The sequence below is a fragment of the Exiguobacterium sp. s168 genome, from assembly GCF_018619035.1.
GTDB lineage: Bacteria > Bacillota > Bacilli > Exiguobacteriales > Exiguobacteriaceae > Exiguobacterium_A > Exiguobacterium_A acetylicum.
In genome coordinates this window covers 1-22,744 of record NZ_JACSNE010000015.1, presented here as the reverse complement: position 1 = coordinate 22,744, position 22,744 = coordinate 1, and the positions used below count along the sequence as shown (strand labels likewise).

Sequence of the window (22,744 nt, the reverse complement as noted above, 5' to 3'; positions counted from 1 at the left end):
TTAATCACTTTCACTTAAATTAACAATATGTTCACATTTTTCTGAAATATTTAACACTAACTCTCGGGGGGGTCATCGTTCCATGAATAAACCATCGAAAATCGCTTTTGCTGGACTTTCCAGCATCGCGCTTCTTGCTGTCGCTGCATGCGGGCAAGGAAATGACGAAAACACAAGCGGATCTGATTCGAAAAACAAAAAAAAGGAAGTCACACTCGTTTCGACGACGGATGTACCTCAGCTAGATCCGACGAAAACGACGGACTCGACTTCCATCATCGTCACGAACAACGTCTTCGAAGGGCTATATCGTCTTGATGGTGATAACAAACCAACACCTGGAATCGCGGAAAGCGTCGAAGTGTCGGAAGATAAAAAAACATATACATTCAAACTGCGTAAAGATGCGAAGTGGTCAGATGGATCAGCCGTCACAGCAGATGATTTCATCTATGCTTGGAAACGCGCACTTGATCCGAAGACAGCAGCAGAATACGCGTACATTCTACAAGATTTAAAGAACGCCAACAAAATCATGTCTGGCGACGCTGAACTTGATGAGCTCGGTGTCAAGAAAGTCGACGAGCAGACACTTGAAGTCCAACTTGAAGCTCCAGCACCTTACTTCCTTGGTTTGACAAGTTTCCCAACTTACTTACCATTAAAACAATCATTCGTCGAAGATAAAGGTGATAAGTTCGCGACAAGTGTTGATACGATGGTCTTCAACGGACCTTTCGTCCTCGATAAGTGGCAAGCGAATGCTGGCTGGACATACAAGAAAAATCCAGATTACTGGGATAAAGCGAATGTCAAGATGGATAAAATCGATGTCAAGGTCGTCAAAGAAATCTCAACTGGCGTCAACCTGTTCGAAGCGAAAGAAGTCGATTTCGCACCAATTACGTCTGAATTCGTTTCGCAGTATGAAAAATCAGATGATTACAAGACGCGTCCAGATGCTCGGATCAACTTCCTTCGCTTTAACCAAAAGAATAAAGCATTGAAGAATAAAAACATTCGAAAAGCACTCGCGCTTGGCTTTGAGAAACAAGGGATTACAGATGTCATCCTAAATGATGGATCAAAACCTGCAAACTTCATCGTCGCGAAAGACTTCACGTTTACACCAGATGGGGAAGACTTCCGCGCGAAATATCCAGATCTTCAAAGCTACGATGCTGACGCCGCGAAAAAAGCTTGGGACGCTGGCTTGAAGGAACTTGGTGTGAAAACAGTTGAACTCAGCATGCTCTCACGAGATGAAGATGCCTTCAAGAAGGTTTCTGAGTACTTAAAAGGAGATCTTGAGAAACACCTGCCTGGTTTGACGATCAAAATCAAACAACAACCATTCAAAAACTTCCTCGAACTCGAATCGAAGGGAGATTACGATATCTCTGCGGCTGGTTGGGGACCTGACTACCAGGATCCAATGACGTTCCTTGATATGTGGTTAACGGATGGAAGCTTCAACCGGATGGAATACTCGAACAAAAAGTTCGATGATCTCATCAAGGGAGCAAAACAACAAGCAGATGAAGCGAAACGTTGGTCGGACATGCAAGAAGCTGAAAAAATGCTGTTGACAGAAGACTACGCCATCGCACCAATCTACCAAAAAGGGGAAGCTTACTTACAACGGACAAACATTGATAAATTGTACCGTCACCCATTCGGTGCCGATATGAGCTTTAAATGGATGGAAGTAAAATAACCCTTTAAAACATTGATGAACAAGTAGCGGACCTCGTTCCCTACTTGTTTTTTTATTTCCAGACGACATTCTCAAAAAACAACAAAGACCCCTTCTGACGGAGCCATCGGGGGTCTTTACTGTGCAATTTGTTTGTAAAAAGCAATCTCTTCATCCTGTCCTTCCTCAACTGCTCGGAAGAATTCAGCGAAGTAAGCATAAAGAACGGTGCGTTCCTCATATGTCGGTCGAGCTTGACGAATGACGGAGAATGCAAGATTTCGCAACTGACGTTTCGTTCTTCGATGTGTCGGTAGGGCATGAAATTGACGCGTGAATGAACGGTAGACATCGGCAATCAAGGCTTCATGTCCTTCAAAATAGGTCTTATCCATAATGATGATCTCCTTTCTAATCTTGTTGTCCTACTGTTTTCTACGACCCTTCTAGATAAAAGTTTCATAGAAAGTGAGATTTCTCACAAACGATATAGAACTTACTATAACAAGCTTTCCAAAATGATTCAACATCCAAACTATTAAGTTTCATTAAGGATTTTTAGCCGTTTTGTAAAGTGGCTTTTTTTTGATTTTATCGTACCTCGATTGATAGAAAAACGGTCTGAGTCCCGGAATGAGACTCAGACTCGCGACGGACATCAGTCTGCTTGTACTGAAATATGCTGAAAGTGTTTTACGTCGAATAATCCACTGTCGGTCAGCTTTAACTCCGGAATGACCGGTAAGCAAAGAAATGACATCGTTAAATAGGGATTAAAGGACCGATCCGCCTCTAATACATCGAGTGCATCATTCAATGCTTCGAGTGTATCTCCAACTTCTTGGAAGGGACGATTCGTCATCAGTCCAGCGATTTCAAGCGGTAACTCAGCAAGTACCTCTTGCCCATTGACAGCAATGACTCCCCCACCCGCTTGGACGAGACGTTCTGCGGCCAGTTGCATCTCTTCGTCTGACGCGCCTACGATGACGAGGTTGTGTGAATCATGGGCAACAGTCGCTGCAATCGCTCCGCGTTTCATCTTAAAGCCTTTGACGATACCGACTGCCGAGAAGGCTGTCCCGTGATGACGTTCAATGACAGCAATCTTTAAGAGATCCTGTTCCGGCACAGGCACGAAATGTCTGTCTTGAAGTGGAACGTCGAGAATCAAGTGCTCGGTGACGATGCTTTTCGGAATGACTCCAATGACATGCGCACGCGCTGATTCAAGTGGAAGGGCGAATACTTCCGGTGTAATCGGTTTTGTATTCAAGGTTCCGCGTAATGACTCTGGCACATGCGCGCGGCGAACCGGACGAATCGTTTTCCCTGCTCGCGCAACACAATCACCTTGAATATAGACCTCGTCAATCACGACGTTATCAGCATCGGATAACAAGACGAAGTCCGCCCGACGTCCTGGTACGATGGCTCCCCGATCGTCTAAACGATACGCGTTCGTCGCGTGCAACGATGCCATCGCATACGCTGTCTCACGTTTAATCCCATGACGGATCGCATAGCGGATATTATAGTCGATCGTTCCCTCTCGTAACGTATCATCCAAATGTTTATCATCCGTACAGAAGAGGAAACGGCTCGCATTGCTTTCCGTTACAGCATCGAGTACTTCTTTTAAGTTTCGAGCTGCCGAACCTTCACGTATTTCAACATACAGACCACGACGCGCTCGGGCGATGGCATCTTCCTTACTGACGGATTCATGATCCGTTCGAATTCCAGCGACACCATAAATGTTGATTTCGCGTGGTCCGAGTCCTGCAGCATGACCATCGATTAGTTTTCCTGCGTCTTCGATCTGTTTAATTTTTTGGAGCATATCGTGATCGGCTCGTTCGACCGCTGGATAATCCATGACTTCTCCTAAACCATGGACACCAGGATGATCGACGAACGGTGCAAGTGCCGCGGCGTCAAGAGATGCTCCCGCGTGTTCAAACGAAGTCGCTGGTACACAACTCGGTAACATCATGCGTACATCAAGGGCAAGACCTTCAGCATCGTCTAGCATGAAGGATAATCCTTCCGCTCCTTTGACATTCGCGATCTCATGCGGATCGGCAATGATCGTCGTGACCCCTAATGGTAGAATCGCTTGCTCATACTCACTCGGTGGGACCATCGATGATTCAATATGGACGTGGGCATCGACGAAACTTGGTGCGATGAAGAGCCCCTCTCCCGGACGATTATCGATTCCTTCGTATCCTTCCCCGACAGCCGCGATATAGCCTGAATCAATCGCTACATCTGCTGTATAGGTTTCTCGTGTCATGACATCAATGACTGAAATATTCTGATAGACGACGGCTGCTTTCTCTTTTTTTGCAGCAATCGCGATCAATCGTTCACGCACTGTTTGTTCCATCCTGTCTCCTCCTGTTGTAAGCGTATTTTTACCATCTTACAATTAGTTTGGAAGCTGTTGCAATTTATTTTTTGTAACGTCAAGATGAAAGAGTATCGATTTAATGTCTGAGGGGGAAAAACGCATGAAATATCGTGTTGGTTCACTTGTTCCAAACATCGATCCATCCGTTTATTTAGCGGACGGATCAAAAGTCATTGGGGAAGTTTCAATCGGAAAAGACTCATCCGTCTGGTTCAATACAGTCATTCGGGGAGATGAAGGTCCGATTCACATTGGGGAACGTGTCAACATTCAAGATGGTTCGATGATTCATCAGTATGAAGGGTATCCGACCATCATTGAAGATGAGGTGACAATTGGTCATATGGCCATGATTCATGGCGGAATCATTCGAAAAGGAGCGTTGATTGGAATGTCAGCGACGATTCTCGATGAAGCTGAAATTGGAGAAAATGCATTCGTCGCTGCAGGAAGTCTTGTTCCGCCAAAAATGAAGGTGCCTGCAGGCGCGATGGTCATGGGTGTCCCCGCCAAAATCGTCCGGGATATCAGTGACCATGATCGATTCATCATGGAACGAACAGTACAAAAATATGTCAAACGGGGTCAACAATACACGGCAAGTTGCGAAGCCATTGAAGATGATTTGACAAGTTTGTGAAAACGTTTACAAAGTTCACGACTTCTTAACACCTCCCCTCTTCCGTCTTTACAATCCTTTCGTACACTAGAGGTGTAAGAGATGAATCAAGACACAGAGAGGGGATTTTACATGATTCCAGTATACGAAGAACGCATTATGTCTGATTTATTTTCATCTACGAATAATCCAAGTTACGGTTTGCCGACGTTACCTGAAACGGAAACAGATTGGTTGACAGTCGAGATTCAAGCACGTATCGTTAAGGATGCCGAGCACCGCCTTGGAACATTAAACCGAGAGGAAGAACGTGTATGATTCAGCAACGCACTGTTCGCGCTTGGCTCGCTAGTCGCATCAAAAAATAATTTAATCACTTGATTACGTATTTTCCAAAACGATATAGCGCGTCAGCGCGCATAAAAAAGAGCCGAAGCGGATTCCCGCCTCGGCTCTACCTGTTTATTTGGAAATCAATCCTTCTTCAATCAAGAAATCACGCGCGACTTTTTCAGGACGCTGTTTCTCGACATCTGCTTTGTAGTTCAATTCTTGCATCTTTTCATCCGTGATTTTATCCTTCAATGTGTTGAGGACTTTTTTCAGTTCTGGATGTTCTTCGAGTGTTTCTTGACGAACAAGCGGTACTGCATAGTATGGTGGGAAGAATTTCTTATCGTCCTCTAGTACCGTCAAATCGAATTTTTGTAACAAACCGTCTGTCGAGAAGCTGTCGATGACGTTCGTCCGACCATTCGTCAGCGCTGTATAACGGAGTCCTCCATCGACGGGTTGTACATCTTGGAATTTCATGTCCGGATACTTTTTCTTCAAACCAAGATAACCATCTTCCCGGTTCGCGAATTCGATTGTTGATCCGAGAATCAAACGATCACTGACTTTTGACATATCGGATACCGTCTTCAAGTCATATTTTTCGATATCTTCTTTCGTCATGGCAAGCGCATACGTATTGTTGAAACCGATTGGATCAAGGACATCGACTTGACTTTTCTCAGGAATCATCTTCCCGACTTTGGCATAAACTGTTTCTGGATCCGTCTCGACGTCTTGCTTGAGCACGTCGATCAACAAAGTACCTGTGTACTCGACATACGCGTCGATTTCCCCTTTTTCAAGCGCCCCGTAAGCGACTTTCGTTCCACCGAGGTTCAATTGACGTTCGACTTCTAAATCTGTCTTATCTTCGATTAAATCCGCTAACATATTTCCGAGAATCAATTGTTCCGTAAAGTTCTTCGATCCGATGACGATCTTATCTTCCTTGAGGAAAGAGTAAGCGACCGTTCCACCGATTAATAAGAAGACGATACTTGCGATTGCAATCTTACGTCCGGCTGGCATCGCCTTACGACGCTTCCGCGCCTTATTCTTGATTCGACCATCTGCAAGTGGAATCCCGTTCGGCGCTACCGAATATTCAATCCGACTAACGACGAAGTCGATGACAAGGGCTAAAATCCCGGCTGGAATTGCTCCGGCGAGAATCTGGTTATTATCAACCGTTTGAATACCCGAGAAGACGAGGTAACCAAGACCGCCGGCACCGATGAACGCTGAAATCGTCATTAAACCAACGGCTGTAACAGCAGAAATCCGAATCCCTGCCATCATGATTGGTAAGGCAAGTGGAATCTGAACCTTACTGAGGATTTGCCGATCTGTTAAACCAATTCCTTTGGCTGCTTCGAGCGTATCCCCTGGAATACTCGACAGACCTGTGTAGGTATTTTTAACGATTGGCAAGAGTGAATAGAGTACGACCATGATAATCGCTGGAGTCGATCCGATACCGATGAACGGAATCAAGAAACCGAGTAAAGCAAGACTCGGAACGGCTTGAACGACACTTGTCAGCGCAAGGACCGGCTTCGCGAATTTTTGATAACGGGTGATCAGAATCCCGATTGGAATCCCGAGAACGACAGCGATGACGACGGCAAAGACTGTCAACTGCAAGTGCTCAAGTAACAAGTCACCAATCTGATCGGTATTATTTTTTACATAATCAAAGAATCCGTTCATTGGACTTCCTCCTCATGAATGAATTGCTCACTCAAGACGGAAAGTAAGCTACTACGTGTGATCAATCCTCTGAGTTTTCCAGTTGCATCCGTTACCGGCAGATAACCTGTCTCTTCCTGGTTCATGACCTCAAGGACATCAAGCAACGAATCATATTCATTGACGGCGATGATCTCGCCCTCCATGACTTCTTCGATCCGTTGGCTCTTATCCGGAATCGTCTGGATGTTCTTCAACTTAATCAGCCCTTGTAAGACACGGTCACGATCGGTGATTAACAGGCTGTCGACTTTGCGTCCACGCATGATTTCAATTCCCTGCAGCAACGTCCGTTTGCCACTGATTGAAACCGGGTCCTCGATCATGATGTCTTCTGCCTTAATAAATTCTGGACTACTCCAGATCTTATTTTTTCCGATGAACGATTCGACATATTCATCTTTTGGATGACGTAAGATTTCTTCTGGAGTATCGAACTGAACGATCTCCCCATCACGCATGATACATATCCGATCCGCTAACTTGATCGCTTCATCCATATCATGGGTGACGAAAACAATCGTCTTTTTCACTTCTTCTTGCAAGTTAAAGAGCTCTTCCTGTAGATCGTTACGAGTAACGGGATCAAGTGCACTGAACGGCTCATCCATCAAGATAACATCAGGATCATTCATCAGAGCACGCGCGAAACCGACACGCTGTTGTTGTCCACCACTGAGTTCGCTCGGATAACGATCGATGAATTGTTTTGGATCAAGCCCGACCATCGTCAACAGTTGTTCTGTCCGTTGATCCATCTCATCGTGGTTCTTGCCCTCAAGCCCAGCAATCAATTGAATGTTTTCCCGGACCGTCATGTGAGGGAACAAGCCGGTTTGCTGAATGACATATCCCATATGACGTCTTAATTCGATCGTGTCCGTCTTCATGATGTCCTTCCCGTTGACCAAAATCGTGCCTGAAGAAGGTTCGATCAGTCGATTGATCATCTTAAGTGACGTCGTTTTCCCACAGCCGCTTGGTCCGATGAAAACAACGAGTTCACCCTTTTGAATCTCGAGCGATAAGCCTTTCAAGACGACATTGTCCTTAAACTGCTTACCGACGTTTTTGAATTCGATCATTCCTTCTCACTCCTTTTTACTATTTCCATATATTATGGTTTCCCAAAAAGATTACGGTTTAAACAAATTTTCTGTAATTTAGTTTTATTTCTTTGCAAAACGGGAATTTCTTAGTTCTTTTTTTTAAAATAAAGGGAATACCTTAATAAAGAGTACTTGTAAAGCATGTTTTTGATGAAGGAGGTACTAGACGATGAACATCAAGAAACCTACCATCATGATGATCGGATTACTTCTCCTTAGTCCACTTTCGATTCCTTCACAGGTTAATGCGGCGAGCTCTACGTTTGTGACGAAAGGAACGACGACACAAAAAGTCGTCGCATTGACGTTTGATGACGGTTCAGATGGGACGAACATTGCAAAAATCTTAAGTATCTTGAAAAGTAACCAAGTGAAAGCGACTTTCTTTTTGACAGGCAGTGGTGCAAACAATCATCCTCAATCGATCAAGAACATCACAACCGCCTCTCCTACACACCAAATCGGCAATCACTCGTATTCGCATCCGGATTTTACGACCTTAACAGCAAGCCAGATGACGAGTGAATTATCCCGAACAGAATCCCTCATCCGGTCCTTGACAGGAAAAACGACGAAACCAATTTTCCGGGCGCCGTTTGGTGCAAGTAACAGTAACGTGTTGAGTGCAGTTGGGGCTGCAGGTTACACGAAAACGATTCAATGGAATATTGATACGACGGATTGGAAAGGCATCTCTTCAACAGCCATCTTGGATCGTGTAATACCAAAAGTCGTTCCCGGATCAATCATCCTGATGCACACTGGGGCTGGTGCGAAAGGAACACCAACCGCTTTGCCAACGATGATTTCAAAACTAAAAGCAAAAGGCTATTCGTTCGTCACGATTTCAGAACTGTTACGGTCACCGACTTCAACCGGTACGACGTATACCGTCAAAGCTGGCGATACACTCTATTCCATCGCCCGCAAATACAACGTCTCGGTCTCTGCCCTCGCGAGTGCGAATAACATCACGAACTGGAATCTGTTGAACGTCGGTCAAGTCTTGAAAATTCCAACAACGACTTATACGGTTAAAGCCGGTGATACACTTTACTCGATTGCGACACGATATGGTGTCACCGTCACAGCATTGATGCAGGCAAACAACATTACGAATCCGAACCTCTTGCTCGTTGGACAAGTCTTAAAAATTCCAAAATGAATATGCTAATCGCAACACAAAAAAACGACCCTCTCTATTCAAGAGAAGAATCGCTTTAGATCGTATGCATGAAACCGGCGCGATAGCGTCGGTTTTTTTGTGCTCTAGTTTGACCCCGCACCTCTTACGACTCTGATCGGACCCCATTGATTCCAAGATCACACTGAATCAAATCCGCATACGTTTGTCGACGGACGACTTCACGGGATTCCCCGTCCCGAACGAAAACAAGTGCCGGACGTAAGAACTGGTTGTAGTTGCTTGCCATCGAAAAATTATACGCTCCTGTCCCAAAGACAGCAAGTGTATCGCCACCGTTCGGTGTAACCAACTGTGCTTTTTCAGCGACGAGATCCCCTGATTCACAAGCTGCTCCAACGACCGTCACTTCGGTCGTTTCGCCACTCATCCGGTTAGCGATGACCGTTTCATACACCGCACCGTAAAGTGCTGGGCGAATGTTATCTGTCATTCCGCCATCGACCGAAAGATATGTTCGGACGCCTTCGATCTCTTTGATTGCCCCGACCGTATACAGTGTCGTTCCTGCATTCGCAACGACCCAGCGCCCTGGCTCGATCCCGATGCGCGGACGTTCGATGCCGAGTCGCTCCGTTTCCGTCTCGATGACATCCATGACGCGTGCAATCGTCGCTTCAAAATCAAGCGGATGATCGTCCTGTGTATAGGCAATACCGAAGCCACCGCCAACATTAACTTCGCTGACTGTGAAGCCATGATGCGCACGAATCGTTTCGACGAAGCCCATCATCGTCCGAGCCGTCTGTTCGAACAGTGACGGATCTTGGATTTGCGAACCGACATGACAATGGATGCCGAGTAACGACAGATGTTCCGATGCTAAAATAGCTTCGATTGCGTCCAAGTAATCTGACGCATGCGTCGAGAAACCGAATTTCGTATCGACACCACCTGTCTGAATTTTCGCATGCGCTCCCCCGATGACTTGTGGCACGATCCGGATCAGGACATGAACCGTTTGACCGGCTTGTGCCGCAATCGATTCCAGTTGTGCAATCTCTGCAAAGTGATCGATGACAATCCGTCCGACTCCTTCCTCAACGGCATACTGAAGATCAGCCGTTGATTTATTCGAACCATGGAAATAGATTCGTTCTGCTGGAACCCCGGATTGACGGGCGATGAAGAGTTCCCCGCCTGTGACGACATCGATTCCAAGACCATGACGAACGACTTGTTCATATACGGCACTGACAGTCAGTGCTTTTGAGGCGAAGGAAGCATACGTGTTCGGATACTTATCAAGGAAGTGTTCCCGGACGGTCGCTAATCGATCCGTCAGCTCCCGCTCTGCCATCACATACAACGGTGTTCCGTACTGTGCTGCAAGATCGGTCGCTGCGACACCATCGATGTGCAACGTATTGTTTTCTTCTGTCAGGTATTGACTTCCATACATAATAAGTTCCTCCTTATAGATACTGATGCGTCAAACGCCAAGACCGGGCACACATCTGCTCTGAATTGTTCGCTGCTCCTGTCCGGGTAATGTCGTCAATTTCAACGCCATCCCCGTATAACACGACCTCGTCTCCGACCTCAACCGTCCTATCGACAGCAACGAACGTATGACTCATGAATAATTTATTGATGACCGGATAAGGTTTTTCTTTAATATGAACAGGTAAAGCGGCACGCCCACGGACGACACCGTCACCATAGCCGACGGGTAAAATGGCGATTCGCATCGGTTCTGTACTCGTAAAGTTCGTCCCATATCCCACATGCTCACCTGGTCCGATTTCGCGAATTTCGACGACCTCTGTCGTCATCCGGAGTGAAGGCACGAGCCAGTCCATCTTCTCGATCGGCGAATAACCGAACAAGAAAATGCCAGGGCGGACATAATTACAAAACGCGAGACGCGGATCGTGTTTGACGATCGTCGCACTGTTTTCCGAATGGATATACGTAAACGTATGGCACTTTCGTAACACATCGGCAATGGCGACGAAACGTTCGACTTGTCCATCGTGATCCGCATCCGGTTCATCGGCAAGCGGAAAGTGTGTATATAAACCTGTTAAATCAAGCGAATCTGCTTGCGCAAGCGCAAGGACAGCTTCCGCCTCTTGAAGCGAACTGACACCAAAACGGTTCATCCCGACGTTGATCTTCAAATGTAACTCGACTCCCTGCAGCTGTTTACTGTGTAGGGCGAGCCATTCTAGCGATGAGACACCGAGTGCGATTCCGAAACGTCGTGCTGTTTCAAAATCCTCCGTCGGATTCATCACCAGTACATAACTGTCTGGAAAATTCGTTTTGATTTCAATGGCTTCATACAACTCAGCGACAGCAAAGTGATGCACATCAGATGCCATCAGCGTCTCGACCATCTCGAGCATACCTAAGTTATATGCATTGTTCTTGACCACGGCAAAAATACGTTTACGTGACCGAGCGAAGACCGATGCGACATTTTGTCGCACCGCCTTCCGATCGATCGTGACGAGTGTACGCGTCGTCATTCTGCGACAGCTGGTGTCACGTACGTCAACCAATCCGCATATTGCGGCAATTGACCTGTGACGGCTTGACGGTAAAGACCGAGCAACTCATCTGCGACGTTCCGTGTTCCGCCGTTGATTGAGATGTGATCGATTTCACCGACACTCGTGATTTCAGCAGCTGTTCCTGTTAAGAAGATCTCATCTGCGACATACAACTCATCGCGTCCGATGTGACGTTCAACAACAGGATAGCCTTGATCTTGTGCCAAACGGATGATGACTTGGCGTGTGATACCGTCGAGTACTGAACAATCAAGTGACGGTGTATGAATCGTTCCGTTTTTAAGAAGGAAGAGGTTCGCAACACTCGCTTCACTAACGTTTCCGTTCATGTCGAGCGCGATTGCTTCGTCAAATCCATCACGAATCGCTTCACCTTTTAAGAGTTGTGAGTTCATATAGTTCGCAGCCGCTTTCGCTTGCATCGGCATCATCGTTGATGAGACGCGGCGGTATGACGCGACTTTGGCACGGATGCCGGCACCTTTATCGAAGTATTCCCCAAGCTCCCAGCAAGAGATCCCGACATGAACCGTCGTATCTTTCGCCATCAATGCTTGCCATGGCGTACCGAGGAACACGAATGGACGGATATAACAAGATTCGAATCCGTTTTTCGCAACTAGATCAATCGTCGCCTGGACGAGTTCATCAACCGTATACGGAATCGTGACGTGGTAATACGCACAACTGCGGAAGAGACGTTCGATATGTTCCTTCAATTGGAAAATCGCCGGTCCGTCCGGTGTCGCGTATGCACGAATTCCTTCAAAGAATCCACTACCGTAGTGAATCGCATGTGACATGACGCTCGTGTTCGCATCTTTCGGATCATGAAAGACTCCATCTAACCAAATTGCTTCTCCATACTGTGTATCCACTGCCATGTGTTTTCCTCCTCTTCGACGTCAATCAGAGTGAACGTAAATCATCCACCAATTGCGTCTTCTCTTCTGTTTTCGCATCTTTCTGTTTGATGACACGTGCAGGTGTTCCAGCAACGACGCTTCCAGCAGGTACGTCTTCTGTGACGACACTACCAGCAGCGACGACGGCATCTTTGCCGACTTTGACGCCTTCAAGAATGACTGCATTTGCACCAATCAAGACACCGTCTTCAATGATGACAGGTGTTTTTGAAGGTGGTTCGAGGACACCCGCGACCACGGCACCTGCGCCGACATGAACGTTTTTCCCGATCGTCCCACGTGCACCGACGACAGCGTTCATATCAATCATTGTACCATCTCCGATTGATGCACCGATATTGATGATGGCACCCATCATGACGACCGCGTTATCACCGATGACAACATGATCACGAATCCATGAACCTGGTTCGATGCGCGCATTCAAGTGACGTGTATCAAGCATTGGTACCGCACTGTTGCGACGGTCATACTCCACGTGAACATCTGTGATGCGATTTGAATACTTTTCTAAGAAAGTAGCCGCAAGTCCTGCATCCGCGAAGAAAATCTTTGATTCATCTGATCCGAACGCTGTAGCGCCTTCGATCGTCAAGCCCGCCAAATCGCCATTGACGTAAAGTTTTACCGGTGTTTGTTTTTTAGCATCTTTAATGAATTTAGCAATTTCGTAAGCATCAGTGAGTAACATGTGAATCCTCCTGTGTGTAGAGCGTCTCTAATGTATAGAGTCCCGCTGTTTTTTGAATGAGTGCCTCAGCTGCTTTGATCGCACCAGAAGCAAATACTTTTTTCGATAACGCCGTATGTTTGATTTCAATCAGTTCATCGACACCGGCGAATAAGACTTCGTGTTCACCGAAGATCGTTCCACCGCGCATCGCATGCATCCCGATCTCGTTCGTCTCTCGCTTTTGCCGCGTCTGTGATCGGTCATACACCGGTGTCACGTCACGTGCCGTCTGAATCGTTTGCAATAACAACTCAGCCGTTCCGCTTGGAGCATCGACTTTTTGGTTATGATGTTTCTCGAGCAATTCGATGTCATACGCCCCTGCTAGTGGGACGAGTGTCTTCAGCAGTTGCTGCACCATCGCGATGCCGTACGACATATTGTACGACTGGAAGATTGGAATTTCTTTCGCAGCGTCCTTGATCGATGTCAGTTCCGCTTCTGAAAAACCAGTCGTTGCAATGACGAGTGGTGTTTTTGTCGCCAGCCCGTATGCGAGCAGATCCGGTAGCAAACTCGGATGCGAGAAGTCGATGATCGCATCGACCGTCTCTGACATCTCCGTTAGCTCCGCATATGAAGCGATCGTATCGGATGACTTCGTCCGGTCAACAATCGCCACGACACTTTGTGGTGCGAGTTCGACGACGTATTGTCCTGTCGCCCCATAACCGTGTAACGCGAGTTTCATCGAACCACTCCTTTGTAAGCCCGCATCGTTTCGAGTAAGTGGGCGTGTCCCGCTTCCGATTGACGGACGAGCGGCAAGCGTGGCGCACCGACAGCAAAGCCGAGTTCTTCAAGCGATGCTTTGACTGGGATCGGATTGACGTCACTGAACAAAGCACCGATGACCGGTAACAAGTCTGCCTGAATCCGGCGAGCCGTGACGAGATCTTGCCCTAGTAACGCCTCAGCAAGTGCTTGTGTCTCTGCTGGGTACGGGTTAGAGAGAACTGAAATAACACCCTGTGCGCCCCATGCCATGTACGGAAGGATTTGATCATCATTTCCACAGAAGACCGCGAAGTCTTCCGGAATCGCCGCCATCAGTTCACCCATAAAGCTGACATCTCCACTCGCTTCCTTAAAGGCTTGGATGCGTGGATGACGTGCTAACGTCACTGCTGTTTCGACTGCGATCGCAACGCCTGTCCGGGATGGAACGTTGTACAGCATGATCGGTAACTCTGTTGCATCAGCGACCGCTGTGAAGTGTGCGACGAGACCGGCCTGTGATGTTTTATTGTAGTACGGTGTGACGAGCATCGCTGCGTCCGCACCGAGACGTTCTGCGAGTAATGTTTTCTCGATTGTCGCTGCGGTGTTGTTCGAACCTGTTCCAGCAATGACGGGTACTCGTCCTGCCGTGACCTGAACGGCAGTCGTCAGGAGTTGTTCGAATTCATTATTCGTTAGTGTCGATCCTTCTCCTGTCGTCCCTCCGACGACAAGTGCCTGAATCCCTGCTGCGAGTTGTTGCTCGATTAAGCGTTCGAATACGTGTAAATCCAACTCGCCTGCTTCATTAAATGGTGTGACGAGTGCTGTACCTGCTCCTTTGAACATGAAGAACTCCTCCTTTTTTATGAATGAATCGACTGTTCGATCGCTTGGCGTGCAACTTGCACGGCGTTTGACGCGGCACCTTTTCGGATGTTGTCAGCTACACACCAAAGATGGAACGTGTTTGCGAGACTATCATCTTGTCGAATTCGTCCGACGTAGACATCGTCCGTCCCACTCGCGTCGAGTGGCATCGGATAGCGCGTATTCGCGACATCATCGACGAGGACGACGCCGGGTGCCCCATCTAACGCTTCACGGATTGCTGTAACCGTCGTCGGTTGTGTAAACGTGACGTTGATTGCAACCGAGTGAGAGTTCGTGACCGGAACTCGGACACATGTCGCACTGACGGGTAATGCTGGAAGATTGAAGATTTTCCGTGTTTCGTCAATCATCTTCTGCTCTTCTTTCGTATAACCGTTCTCAAGGAATACATCGATATGCGGCAAGATGTTATCGTGAATCGGATGCGGGTAATTGACGGGTTCTTCTCCGCGCGCCCCACGCGCCAAATCCTCGATCCCTTTTTGACCAGAACCGGATACGGCCTGATACGTCGTATAGTTGACACGCTCGAATCCCAGTGACTGGAGCGGTGCTAAGGCGACGACGGATTGAATCGTCGAACAGTTCGGATTTGCGATCAAGCGGTCCGTCGCTTGAATCGCTTGTGGATTGACTTCTGGCACGACAAGCGGAATCGTCTCCTGCATCCGGAAAGCACTTGAATTATCAACGACGAGTGTTCCGTTTTCAGCTAGTAACGGGGCATATTGTTCACTGATCGTTCCGCCCGCTGCGAACAACGCGACATCGATCCCGTCTTCCGTGATATTTGGTGTCAGTGCTTGGATCGTGATGGCTTCTTCCTTGAACTGTACCGTGTTCCCTGCTGAACGAGCAGAAGCGTAAGCGGACAGGCGGCTGACCGGGAAGTCCAGTTCGGCTAGTACTTGTAACATTTTTTGACCGACGGCGCCGGTTGCTCCAATGACTGCTACATGATACATCCTGTTTTCCTCCTTATAACTCGAACGCGTTTGCAATCGCTGCAACCGTCCGTTCAATATCTGCTTGTGCAATCGTGTATGAGATGCTGATTTCTGAAGTCGTAACTTGATAGAACGGAATGTTCTCTGCTCGGAAGATTGCGAACAATTTCGAAGCGACACCTGTTGCATCCCGCATCCCGATTCCGACGACAGATAATTTCGCGTGTTGATTATGGCGGTCGACCTTGACTGTCGTGAAACGATCCATGATGTCTTTCAATGCTTCATCGAGGAACTCTTCCTCATCGAGTGGACAAGAGAACGATAAGAAGATGTCACTGTCGAACGTCGTTTGACTGATCATATCGATGTTGACGTGGCGGTTCGATAAGAGTTCGAAGATATCGGCTACTGCTGCGTTCGTTTGCGGTACGTGTTTGATTGATACCGTCAAGACGTTCTTCGTCACACTGACACTCGTCACCGCTTTTTGTTCCATTGTTTCCGTCGCTTCCATGATCCATGTTCCCCTTTTCGATTCAAGTGTTTTCCCGACGAAGATGTGTACGCCGTATTTTTTTCCTAGTTCGACACTCCGCATTTCCATGACCTTCGACCCGAGGGCGCTCATCTCCATCATCTCATCATATGAGATGTGCGGAATCGGTTGAGCAGCAGCATGGATTCGTGGATCAGCTGTATAGACACCGTCGACATCCGTGTAGATTTCACACCGTTTATCAAGGACTGCCGCAAGCGCAACAGCCGTCGTATCCGATCCACCACGTCCGAGCGTCGTGACATCACCGAGTTCGTTGACCCCTTGGAATCCGGCGACGATGACGACATCGTACGTTTCAAGTTTTTGCCGTAACAGATTTCCATCAATCTGTTTGATCTTGCTTTTCGTATGCAATCCCATCGTACTGATTCCCGCTTGTGCGCCTGTTTGCGATAACGCTTTGACGCCGAGTGAGTTGAGGGCGATGCTGAGTAATGAAATCGTCTGTTCTTCTCCGATGGCAAGCAGACGATCGAGTTCTCGGCGCTCGGGGCGATCCGTGATGGCTTGCGCCTGAGCGATTAAAGAATCTGTCATCTTGCCCATCGCTGAAACGACGACGACAAGTTTTTCACCTTCGGCTGCGCGACTCTTCAAATAATTCGCAATAGACTGAATCTGTTCGACAGTCGCAACCGAGCTTCCACCAAATTTAAGTACAGTTGTCACAATCCTATCTCCTTTGTCCCGATACAGAAAAAAACGACGGGCCGGTAGGAGCGTTCCTACGGCCCGTCGTTATCACGATCGGACAAACGAAGACAAAGTCATTCGTTCTTTTACGTAAGATAGCGCTCCGAAACATCGGTTTCGGCAGTACAACGGATCTTAACCGTTGTACCAGCAAATGAGAAGAAGCATCTTCTCGTTCACTTCGGCGGACTTCCCCTTTCACATCATTCGGCATGCTTGCCTTCAAGAATGATGCTACTCATGTCATCCGCGCCTCTATCTGTCGGTTGTTAGTTACAGTTATAGCAGACATCTTTTGTTAAATCCAGTCATTTGACTGATTTTTTTCAAAATCCGTCAATTCGCAAGATGCTGTTTCGCGAGTTCAAGTTGCTCCGACACGGCAACAAACCCTGTTCCGCCGTAGCTTGTCCGGCGTGCCACTGCTTGAACCGGATCGAGGAGCGGATAGACATCTTCCGTGATGTCAGGATGGAACATTTGATACGTCTCGAGGTTCAAATCCTTCAGGAAACAACCGTTCTGCACACAGTAAAGGACGGCCTTGCCGACAATTTCATGCGCTTCCCGGAATGGTATGCCTTTCGTTACAAGGTAGTCGGCGAGTTCCGTTGCGTTCGAGAAGTCTTGCATTGTCGCCTTCTTGAGCGCTTCGGTCTTAAACGTCGCAGATTCAATCATTCCGGTGAAGATTTGAACGGATTGGAGAACGGTATCGGCTGTATCGAAGACCCCTTCCTTATCCTCTTGCATGTCTTTATTGTAAGCGAGTGGTAATGCCTTCATCGTCGTCAAGAAGCCCATCAGATTGCCGTAGACGCGCCCCGTTTTCCCACGAATCAATTCAGCGAAATCAGGATTTTTCTTCTGTGGCATCATACTCGACCCTGTCGAAAAAGCATCCGACAACTCGATGAAGCTGAATTCCTGCGATGCCCAAATGATGATTTCCTCACAAAAACGCGAGAGATGCATCATGACGGTCGAAGCGATCCCGAGGTATTCGATGACAAAGTCACGGTCCGAGACAGCGTCTAGACTGTTCGGATAGACCGACTCAAAACCGAGCAACTCGGCAGACCGGAAACGATCAATCGGGAACGTCGTCCCCGCGAGCGCCCCTGCCCCGAGCGGTGATTTCCGGATCCGCTTTTGATTATCCGTCAACCGTTCGACATCGCGTTCGAACATCCAGAAATAAGCGAGCAAATGATGCGCAAGCGAGATCGGTTGTGCTCGTTGCAAATGCGTATACCCTGGCATGACCGTCTCGATATGTTGCTCCGCTTGTTCCGTGATGACCGATTGGAGCTCGCGTAATGCCGTCGTCAACGCTACGACATGTTGCTCCATCCATAGATGTAAATCGGTTGCGACTTGGTCGTTTCGACTCCGTGCCGTATGCAGTTTTCCTGCGACCGGACCGATCTGTTCCGTCAACAAACGCTCAAGGTTCATATGAATGTCCTCGTCCGCTAACGTGTAGGAATGGTCTGCTAACGTCGTTTCCAGTTGCTTCAGTCCTTGCTCGATTTGTGTCCACTCGTCTTGAGCGAGGATCCCTTGTTCAAATAGCATCTGCGCGTGTGCGAGACTGCCTTTTAAATCAACGCTCGCTAATTTTTGATCGAACGTGATCGATGCTCCGAAGGCTTCCGCTTGAGCGGAAGCACTTTCCGTAAAACGTCCACCCCAGAGTTTGGTCATTTCGTTACACCCGCCTGACGATGTACGCTCGCATGCGTCGAAACGGCAAGTCCGTGTAATTTGATGAAGCCTTTTGCTGCTTCATGATCGAACGCGTCTTCTTTCGTGTACGTCGCAAGTTTCTCATCGTAGAGTGAGACAGCGGACTGACGACCTGTCACGGTTGCGTTTCCTTTGAACAGTTTAACGCGAACTTCTCCTGTGACGTCCTGTTGTGTTGCCGTCAAGAAAGCTTTTAAGCCTTTCGTTAATGGTGCGTGGAAGAGACCGTTGTAGATCGTTTCTGCATATTGTTTACTGAGTAGTGGTTTGAAATGCGCGACGTCCTTCGTCAACGTAATCGTCTCGAGTGCAGCGTGCGCTTTGAGTAAAACCGTTGCTCCTGGGCACTCATAGACTTCCCGCGATTTGATACCGACGAGACGGTTCTCGACGTGGTCGATCCGTCCGACCCCATGTGCACCAGCGATGATGTTCAGTTCCGTGATCAGTTTCGCCAGTGGATATGTCGTTCCGTTGATCGAGACCGGAACACCTGCTTCAAAGCCAATGATGACTTCTTCTGCCTGATCCGGAGCGTCTTCTGGCGCTACTGTCAACGCGTAAGCGTCTTGCGGTGGCTCTGTCCAAGGGTTTTCTAGGACGCCACACTCGTTACTCCGTCCCCAGAGGTTCATGTCGATTGAGTATGGGCTATCGAGGTTGATCGGAATCGGCACATTGTTTTCTTTCGCATAGGCGATTTCTTCTTCCCGTGACCATTTCCACTCCCGAACCGGTGCAATGACTTCGAGTGACGGATCAAGCGCTGCGACAGAAACCTCAAACCGGACTTGGTCGTTCCCTTTTCCGGTACATCCGTGCGCGACAGCCGTTGCACCGTGTTGATGCGCGACTTCGACGAGCTTTTCTGCGATCAACGGACGTGAAAGCGCTGAAATCAATGGATAGGCATTTTCGTAATGAGCGCCATATTGAAGTGCTGGCAAGACGAAGTCTTGTGCGAATTCTTCTTTAACATCGAGGACGATCGATTCGATCGCACCGACGAGGAGTGCTTTTTCTTTAATGACGGATAAATCTTTTCCTTCTCCGACATCCATGCATAAGGCAATGACGTCATAGTCCTTGCTCAACCATTTGATGGCTACCGATGTATCAAGTCCCCCAGAGTACGCTAAGATCAATTTTTGTTTCGACATGTATAATTCCCTCCTGGTTTTAAATTCATCTGTCTGTATAAAAATTCATTATGAATTATATATATACATAGAAAACAAAAAAAAGAAACCCTTTTTGCAGGATTTCTTTCAAAATGACTTACATTTTCTTTTCCATCGTCCGGTGCGGGATGCCCGCATCGTCGAATTCATCGGAGACGATCGTATATCCAAGTCCTTGATAAAACGGGATGGCTTGAACTTGTGCACCGAGTGTCAGCAGTTGTTTCCCTTCACGCCGTGCGACTCGCTCCATCGCCTGCATCAGCTCGCCACCGTATCCTTTTCCTCGCGCTGTTGCTAGCGTCGCCACACGTTCAACTTTCATCCGTTGGTCGTCATATGGACGTGTGCGCCCTGTTGCGACCGGGCGATTCTGCTCATCGAGAACAAGCAGATGAATCGCTGTCTCATCATGTGTATCGTATTCAAGATGACGTGGTACGCCTTGCTCCTCGACGAAGACACGCTCCCGAATCATCCGGACGGCTTGATGTTGTTCTGCTGTACGTACTTGAATGACTGTCATGACTGATATTCCTCCCGTAATCGATCGACATATGCCATCGCATCATCCCGATTCGTAAATTGTGCCTGTGCCTGAACCGCACTTCCTCCGCCTCGCCCATTGAATGCTTGGACATGTGCTTTAGCGAATTTCCCGAGATGGGGTTCACCTGAACTACTCATCAGCAGCTTGTTCGTTGTCGCATTCCAAACGACGCCGACGCGCCCTGCTTCTTGAATCGCTTTAGCGAGTTGCTCGGAAACCTTGATCTCTTCCTCCAGATGTTCAAATACAAGAATGCCTTCTTGTTGTTCTAAAGCGTGAGCGAGTGTAAATGTTGCGAGTTGTCCCTGAACGTGTTCGACTTGTTTCGTTAAGCGCTTCTGCTCTTCTTGTAACGTTTGGACGGCTTCTAGGATTTGAACTGGTTTGACTGATAAAGCTTGCGCCGCTTCCCGTAAGGCTCGTCGTTCTGCCTGAACGAGTTGGTATGCCCGTTCCTTCGCGACATAAGAAAGACGAATATTTCCACGAATCCGCTCGACTCCGGTAAAGAGAATCGACTCGAGCTGTGCCGTCGAATCAAGATGCGTCCCACCACAGGCACTATAATCGAGTGTGCCGATTTGAACGACACGAATTCGTCCTTCGACTTGTGGTGTTTTTCGTAATGGTAAGCGTAGCGCTTCCGCCTCGTCATATTCGGTTGCCGTAATCGGTAATCCTTGTTCAATCACCTGCCGTAATCGTCGATTCAACTGTTCTTGTTGCATAGTTGTCCATTCAGGTGTCTCGATATCAAGCGTCGAGACCTCACTTCCCGTCCGAAAACTGAGTGTCTTGATATTTGATTCATCTTGTAGAATCGCAGAGATGACATGTTGTGCCGTATGTTGCGCCGCATGATCGATCCGGACTGCGTCATCTACGATACCGGTGACATCACCTGTGAGCGGCGTCGCCAGTTGGTGCCAGACGACACCGTCTTCGATTTGAACGTCAAGGACCGGTTGGTCGTTCAATGTTCCACGATCCGCTGGCTGTCCACCGCTCTCCGGATAGAAATAACTTTTCTCTAAAGCAACCCAATAGCCGTCTACTTGTTTTGTCGCACGAATGGATGTCTGAAAGGTTCGGACATCGGATTCTATTTGTTCGGGGCGCATGCCTCGACCACCTCTCTCTGTCAGTTTCACTCTGTATTATGCCATATTTCATCCAGAATCGTTTGTCGGCTTGCCTTTTTCCTAGTACACTAGACGAAAGACTACCGATCGCGAAGGGACGAAATGCCGTGATTCAGCATATCAATAAAAATTCACCACTCCCCATCTACTATCAAATCGAAGCTGCCTTAAAACAACAAATCGAAAGCGGTGTTCTTCAACCTGGCGATCTGATTCCGTCCGAGCGCGAATTTGCGGAAGCGCATCAAATCAGCCGAATGACGGTCCGCCAAGCCATTTCAAACTTGGTCAACGCCGGTTACTTGATTCGTCAAAAAGGACGTGGAACATTCGTCGCGAACAAAAAAATCGTCATGCAACTGTCTGGATTGACGAGTTTCTCGGAAGAGATGGAACATCTTGGGCTAGAACCGACGAGTGCGCTACTTTCCTATCAAATCATCGACGCCTCGATGACGATCGCGAATAAGCTCCGGATTCGCGAAGGGGCATCGGTATATGAACTGAAACGCTTACGTATTGCTGATGAGCAAGCGCTTGCTCTTGAGACCGTCTACATCCCGGAACAACTCCTACCCGGACTTGATCAAGACGTCGCGACCGCATCGCTTTATGCATTTGCTGAAGCAAGCGGATTAAATCTTGGACGTGCGAGTCAAACGTTCGAATCACGTCTTGCAACGAAGGAAGAGGCGAGTCATCTTGGTCTATCGACCGCTTCGCCCGTCCTATCCGTCGAGCAACTGACATATCTCGCGACGGAGCAACCGTTTGAATATGTCATCTCCGCTTACCGTGGAGACCGCTATACCTTCACCGTCGAAATGGAACGCCAACATTAAAAATCCCCTTGTATCGTCGTACAGTGTGAACTGAGCCCTACAGTTTGGACAGTTTAATAAAAGCACCATTAACGTTTTAAGCTGCTATGAGATGGCTTCGGTATTGTACCGGAGTCATCTTTTGTAGTTTCCATTGTCTTCGTTCGCTATTGTAATA

22 protein-coding genes and 1 riboswitch are annotated in these 22,744 nt (G+C 47.9%); of the genes, 5 read left to right on the top strand and 17 right to left on the bottom strand.

The window, feature by feature from the left end; all coding sequences use genetic code 11:
- Nucleotides 1–82: 82 nt before the first annotated feature.
- Nucleotides 83–1,717 (top strand): peptide ABC transporter substrate-binding protein, encoded by a 1,635-nt coding sequence (locus tag KNQ15_RS09945; protein WP_195865865.1) that lies wholly within the window; start codon nt 83–85, stop codon nt 1,715–1,717.
- A gap of 116 nt (nt 1,718–1,833) precedes the next feature.
- Here the strand turns inward: KNQ15_RS09945 and KNQ15_RS09940 are convergent, their stop codons facing one another.
- The gene (locus KNQ15_RS09940) at nt 1,834–2,091 is read right to left on the bottom strand and encodes a hypothetical protein (RefSeq protein ID WP_023467133.1); all 258 of its coding nucleotides are present in this window, start codon (nt 2,089–2,091) and stop codon (nt 1,834–1,836) included.
- 263 nt (nt 2,092–2,354) lie between these two features.
- Entirely contained in the window at nt 2,355–4,088 is a 1,734-nt protein-coding gene (gene ade, locus KNQ15_RS09935) for an adenine deaminase (RefSeq protein ID WP_214729146.1), read from the bottom strand.
- Nucleotides 4,089–4,212: 124 nt separating this feature from the next.
- Between ade and KNQ15_RS09930 the strand changes: the two genes are divergently transcribed.
- Nucleotides 4,213–4,752: a gamma carbonic anhydrase family protein gene (locus KNQ15_RS09930; RefSeq protein ID WP_214729144.1), complete on the top strand. Its 540-nt coding sequence runs from the start codon at nt 4,213–4,215 to the stop codon at nt 4,750–4,752.
- A 111-nt stretch (nt 4,753–4,863) separates the two neighbouring features.
- Nucleotides 4,864–5,049: a hypothetical protein gene (locus KNQ15_RS09925; RefSeq protein WP_029340780.1), complete on the top strand. Its 186-nt coding sequence runs from the start codon at nt 4,864–4,866 to the stop codon at nt 5,047–5,049.
- Between the two features lie 144 nt (nt 5,050–5,193).
- Here the strand turns inward: KNQ15_RS09925 and KNQ15_RS09920 are convergent, their stop codons facing one another.
- Nucleotides 5,194–6,777, bottom strand: coding sequence for an ABC transporter permease/substrate-binding protein (locus tag KNQ15_RS09920; RefSeq protein WP_029340779.1), 1,584 nt, complete (start codon nt 6,775–6,777; stop codon nt 5,194–5,196).
- Nucleotides 6,774–7,901 (bottom strand): ABC transporter ATP-binding protein, encoded by a 1,128-nt coding sequence (locus KNQ15_RS09915; RefSeq protein ID WP_214729142.1) that lies wholly within the window; start codon nt 7,899–7,901, stop codon nt 6,774–6,776. The genes KNQ15_RS09920 and KNQ15_RS09915 overlap by 4 nt, the downstream gene beginning before the upstream one ends.
- A 193-nt stretch (nt 7,902–8,094) precedes the next feature.
- On the opposite strand from KNQ15_RS09915, the gene KNQ15_RS09910 reads away from it, so the two are divergent.
- Entirely contained in the window at nt 8,095–9,090 is a 996-nt protein-coding gene (locus KNQ15_RS09910) for a LysM peptidoglycan-binding domain-containing protein (RefSeq protein WP_029340777.1), read from the top strand.
- 124 nt (nt 9,091–9,214) lie between these two features.
- On the opposite strand, the gene lysA is transcribed toward KNQ15_RS09910, so the two are convergent.
- The 12 genes from lysA to KNQ15_RS09850 form a co-directional block, all read right to left on the bottom strand.
- A complete protein-coding gene (gene lysA / locus KNQ15_RS09905; RefSeq protein ID WP_069940298.1) occupies nt 9,215–10,531 on the bottom strand; it encodes a diaminopimelate decarboxylase in 1,317 nt (438 codons plus the stop codon).
- Nucleotides 10,532–10,544: 13 nt separating this feature from the next.
- Nucleotides 10,545–11,603, bottom strand: a complete 1,059-nt coding sequence (gene alr, locus KNQ15_RS09900; protein ID WP_214729140.1) for an alanine racemase — start codon at nt 11,601–11,603, stop codon at nt 10,545–10,547.
- Nucleotides 11,600–12,532: a branched-chain amino acid transaminase gene (locus KNQ15_RS09895; RefSeq protein ID WP_029340775.1), complete on the bottom strand. Its 933-nt coding sequence runs from the start codon at nt 12,530–12,532 to the stop codon at nt 11,600–11,602. The genes alr and KNQ15_RS09895 overlap by 4 nt, the downstream gene beginning before the upstream one ends.
- A 25-nt stretch (nt 12,533–12,557) precedes the next feature.
- A complete protein-coding gene (gene dapD / locus KNQ15_RS09890; protein ID WP_214729138.1) occupies nt 12,558–13,265 on the bottom strand; it encodes a 2,3,4,5-tetrahydropyridine-2,6-dicarboxylate N-acetyltransferase in 708 nt (235 codons plus the stop codon).
- Nucleotides 13,252–13,998, bottom strand: coding sequence for a 4-hydroxy-tetrahydrodipicolinate reductase (gene dapB, locus KNQ15_RS09885; protein ID WP_047395015.1), 747 nt, complete (start codon nt 13,996–13,998; stop codon nt 13,252–13,254). The genes dapD and dapB overlap by 14 nt, the downstream gene beginning before the upstream one ends.
- Entirely contained in the window at nt 13,995–14,876 is an 882-nt protein-coding gene (gene dapA, locus KNQ15_RS09880) for a 4-hydroxy-tetrahydrodipicolinate synthase (protein ID WP_214729136.1), read from the bottom strand. Before dapA ends, dapB begins: the two co-directional genes overlap by 4 nt.
- 17 nt (nt 14,877–14,893) lie before the next feature.
- A complete protein-coding gene (locus KNQ15_RS09875; protein ID WP_214729133.1) occupies nt 14,894–15,886 on the bottom strand; it encodes an aspartate-semialdehyde dehydrogenase in 993 nt (330 codons plus the stop codon).
- A 13-nt stretch (nt 15,887–15,899) separates the two neighbouring features.
- Nucleotides 15,900–17,099, bottom strand: a complete 1,200-nt coding sequence (locus KNQ15_RS09870) for an aspartate kinase (RefSeq protein WP_023467116.1) — start codon at nt 17,097–17,099, stop codon at nt 15,900–15,902.
- 112 nt (nt 17,100–17,211) lie between these two features.
- Nucleotides 17,212–17,389: riboswitch (Lysine riboswitch) on the bottom strand.
- 70 nt (nt 17,390–17,459) lie between these two features.
- A complete protein-coding gene (gene argH, locus KNQ15_RS09865) occupies nt 17,460–18,830 on the bottom strand; it encodes an argininosuccinate lyase (protein WP_214729125.1) in 1,371 nt (456 codons plus the stop codon).
- Nucleotides 18,827–20,032: an argininosuccinate synthase gene (locus tag KNQ15_RS09860; protein WP_050678063.1), complete on the bottom strand. Its 1,206-nt coding sequence runs from the start codon at nt 20,030–20,032 to the stop codon at nt 18,827–18,829. The genes argH and KNQ15_RS09860 overlap by 4 nt, the downstream gene beginning before the upstream one ends.
- 118 nt (nt 20,033–20,150) lie before the next feature.
- Nucleotides 20,151–20,579: a GNAT family N-acetyltransferase gene (locus KNQ15_RS09855; RefSeq protein ID WP_047394996.1), complete on the bottom strand. Its 429-nt coding sequence runs from the start codon at nt 20,577–20,579 to the stop codon at nt 20,151–20,153.
- Nucleotides 20,576–21,724 (bottom strand): alanyl-tRNA editing protein, encoded by a 1,149-nt coding sequence (locus tag KNQ15_RS09850; protein ID WP_214729123.1) that lies wholly within the window; start codon nt 21,722–21,724, stop codon nt 20,576–20,578. Before KNQ15_RS09850 ends, KNQ15_RS09855 begins: the two co-directional genes overlap by 4 nt.
- 128 nt (nt 21,725–21,852) lie before the next feature.
- Between KNQ15_RS09850 and phnF the strand changes: the two genes are divergently transcribed.
- A complete protein-coding gene (gene phnF, locus KNQ15_RS09845) occupies nt 21,853–22,587 on the top strand; it encodes a phosphonate metabolism transcriptional regulator PhnF (RefSeq protein ID WP_214729121.1) in 735 nt (244 codons plus the stop codon).
- A gap of 76 nt (nt 22,588–22,663) precedes the next feature.
- On the opposite strand, the gene KNQ15_RS09840 is transcribed toward phnF, so the two are convergent.
- On the bottom strand, nt 22,664–22,744 hold an 81-nt coding region (locus KNQ15_RS09840), incomplete at its 5' end, for an IS3 family transposase (RefSeq protein ID WP_214729210.1).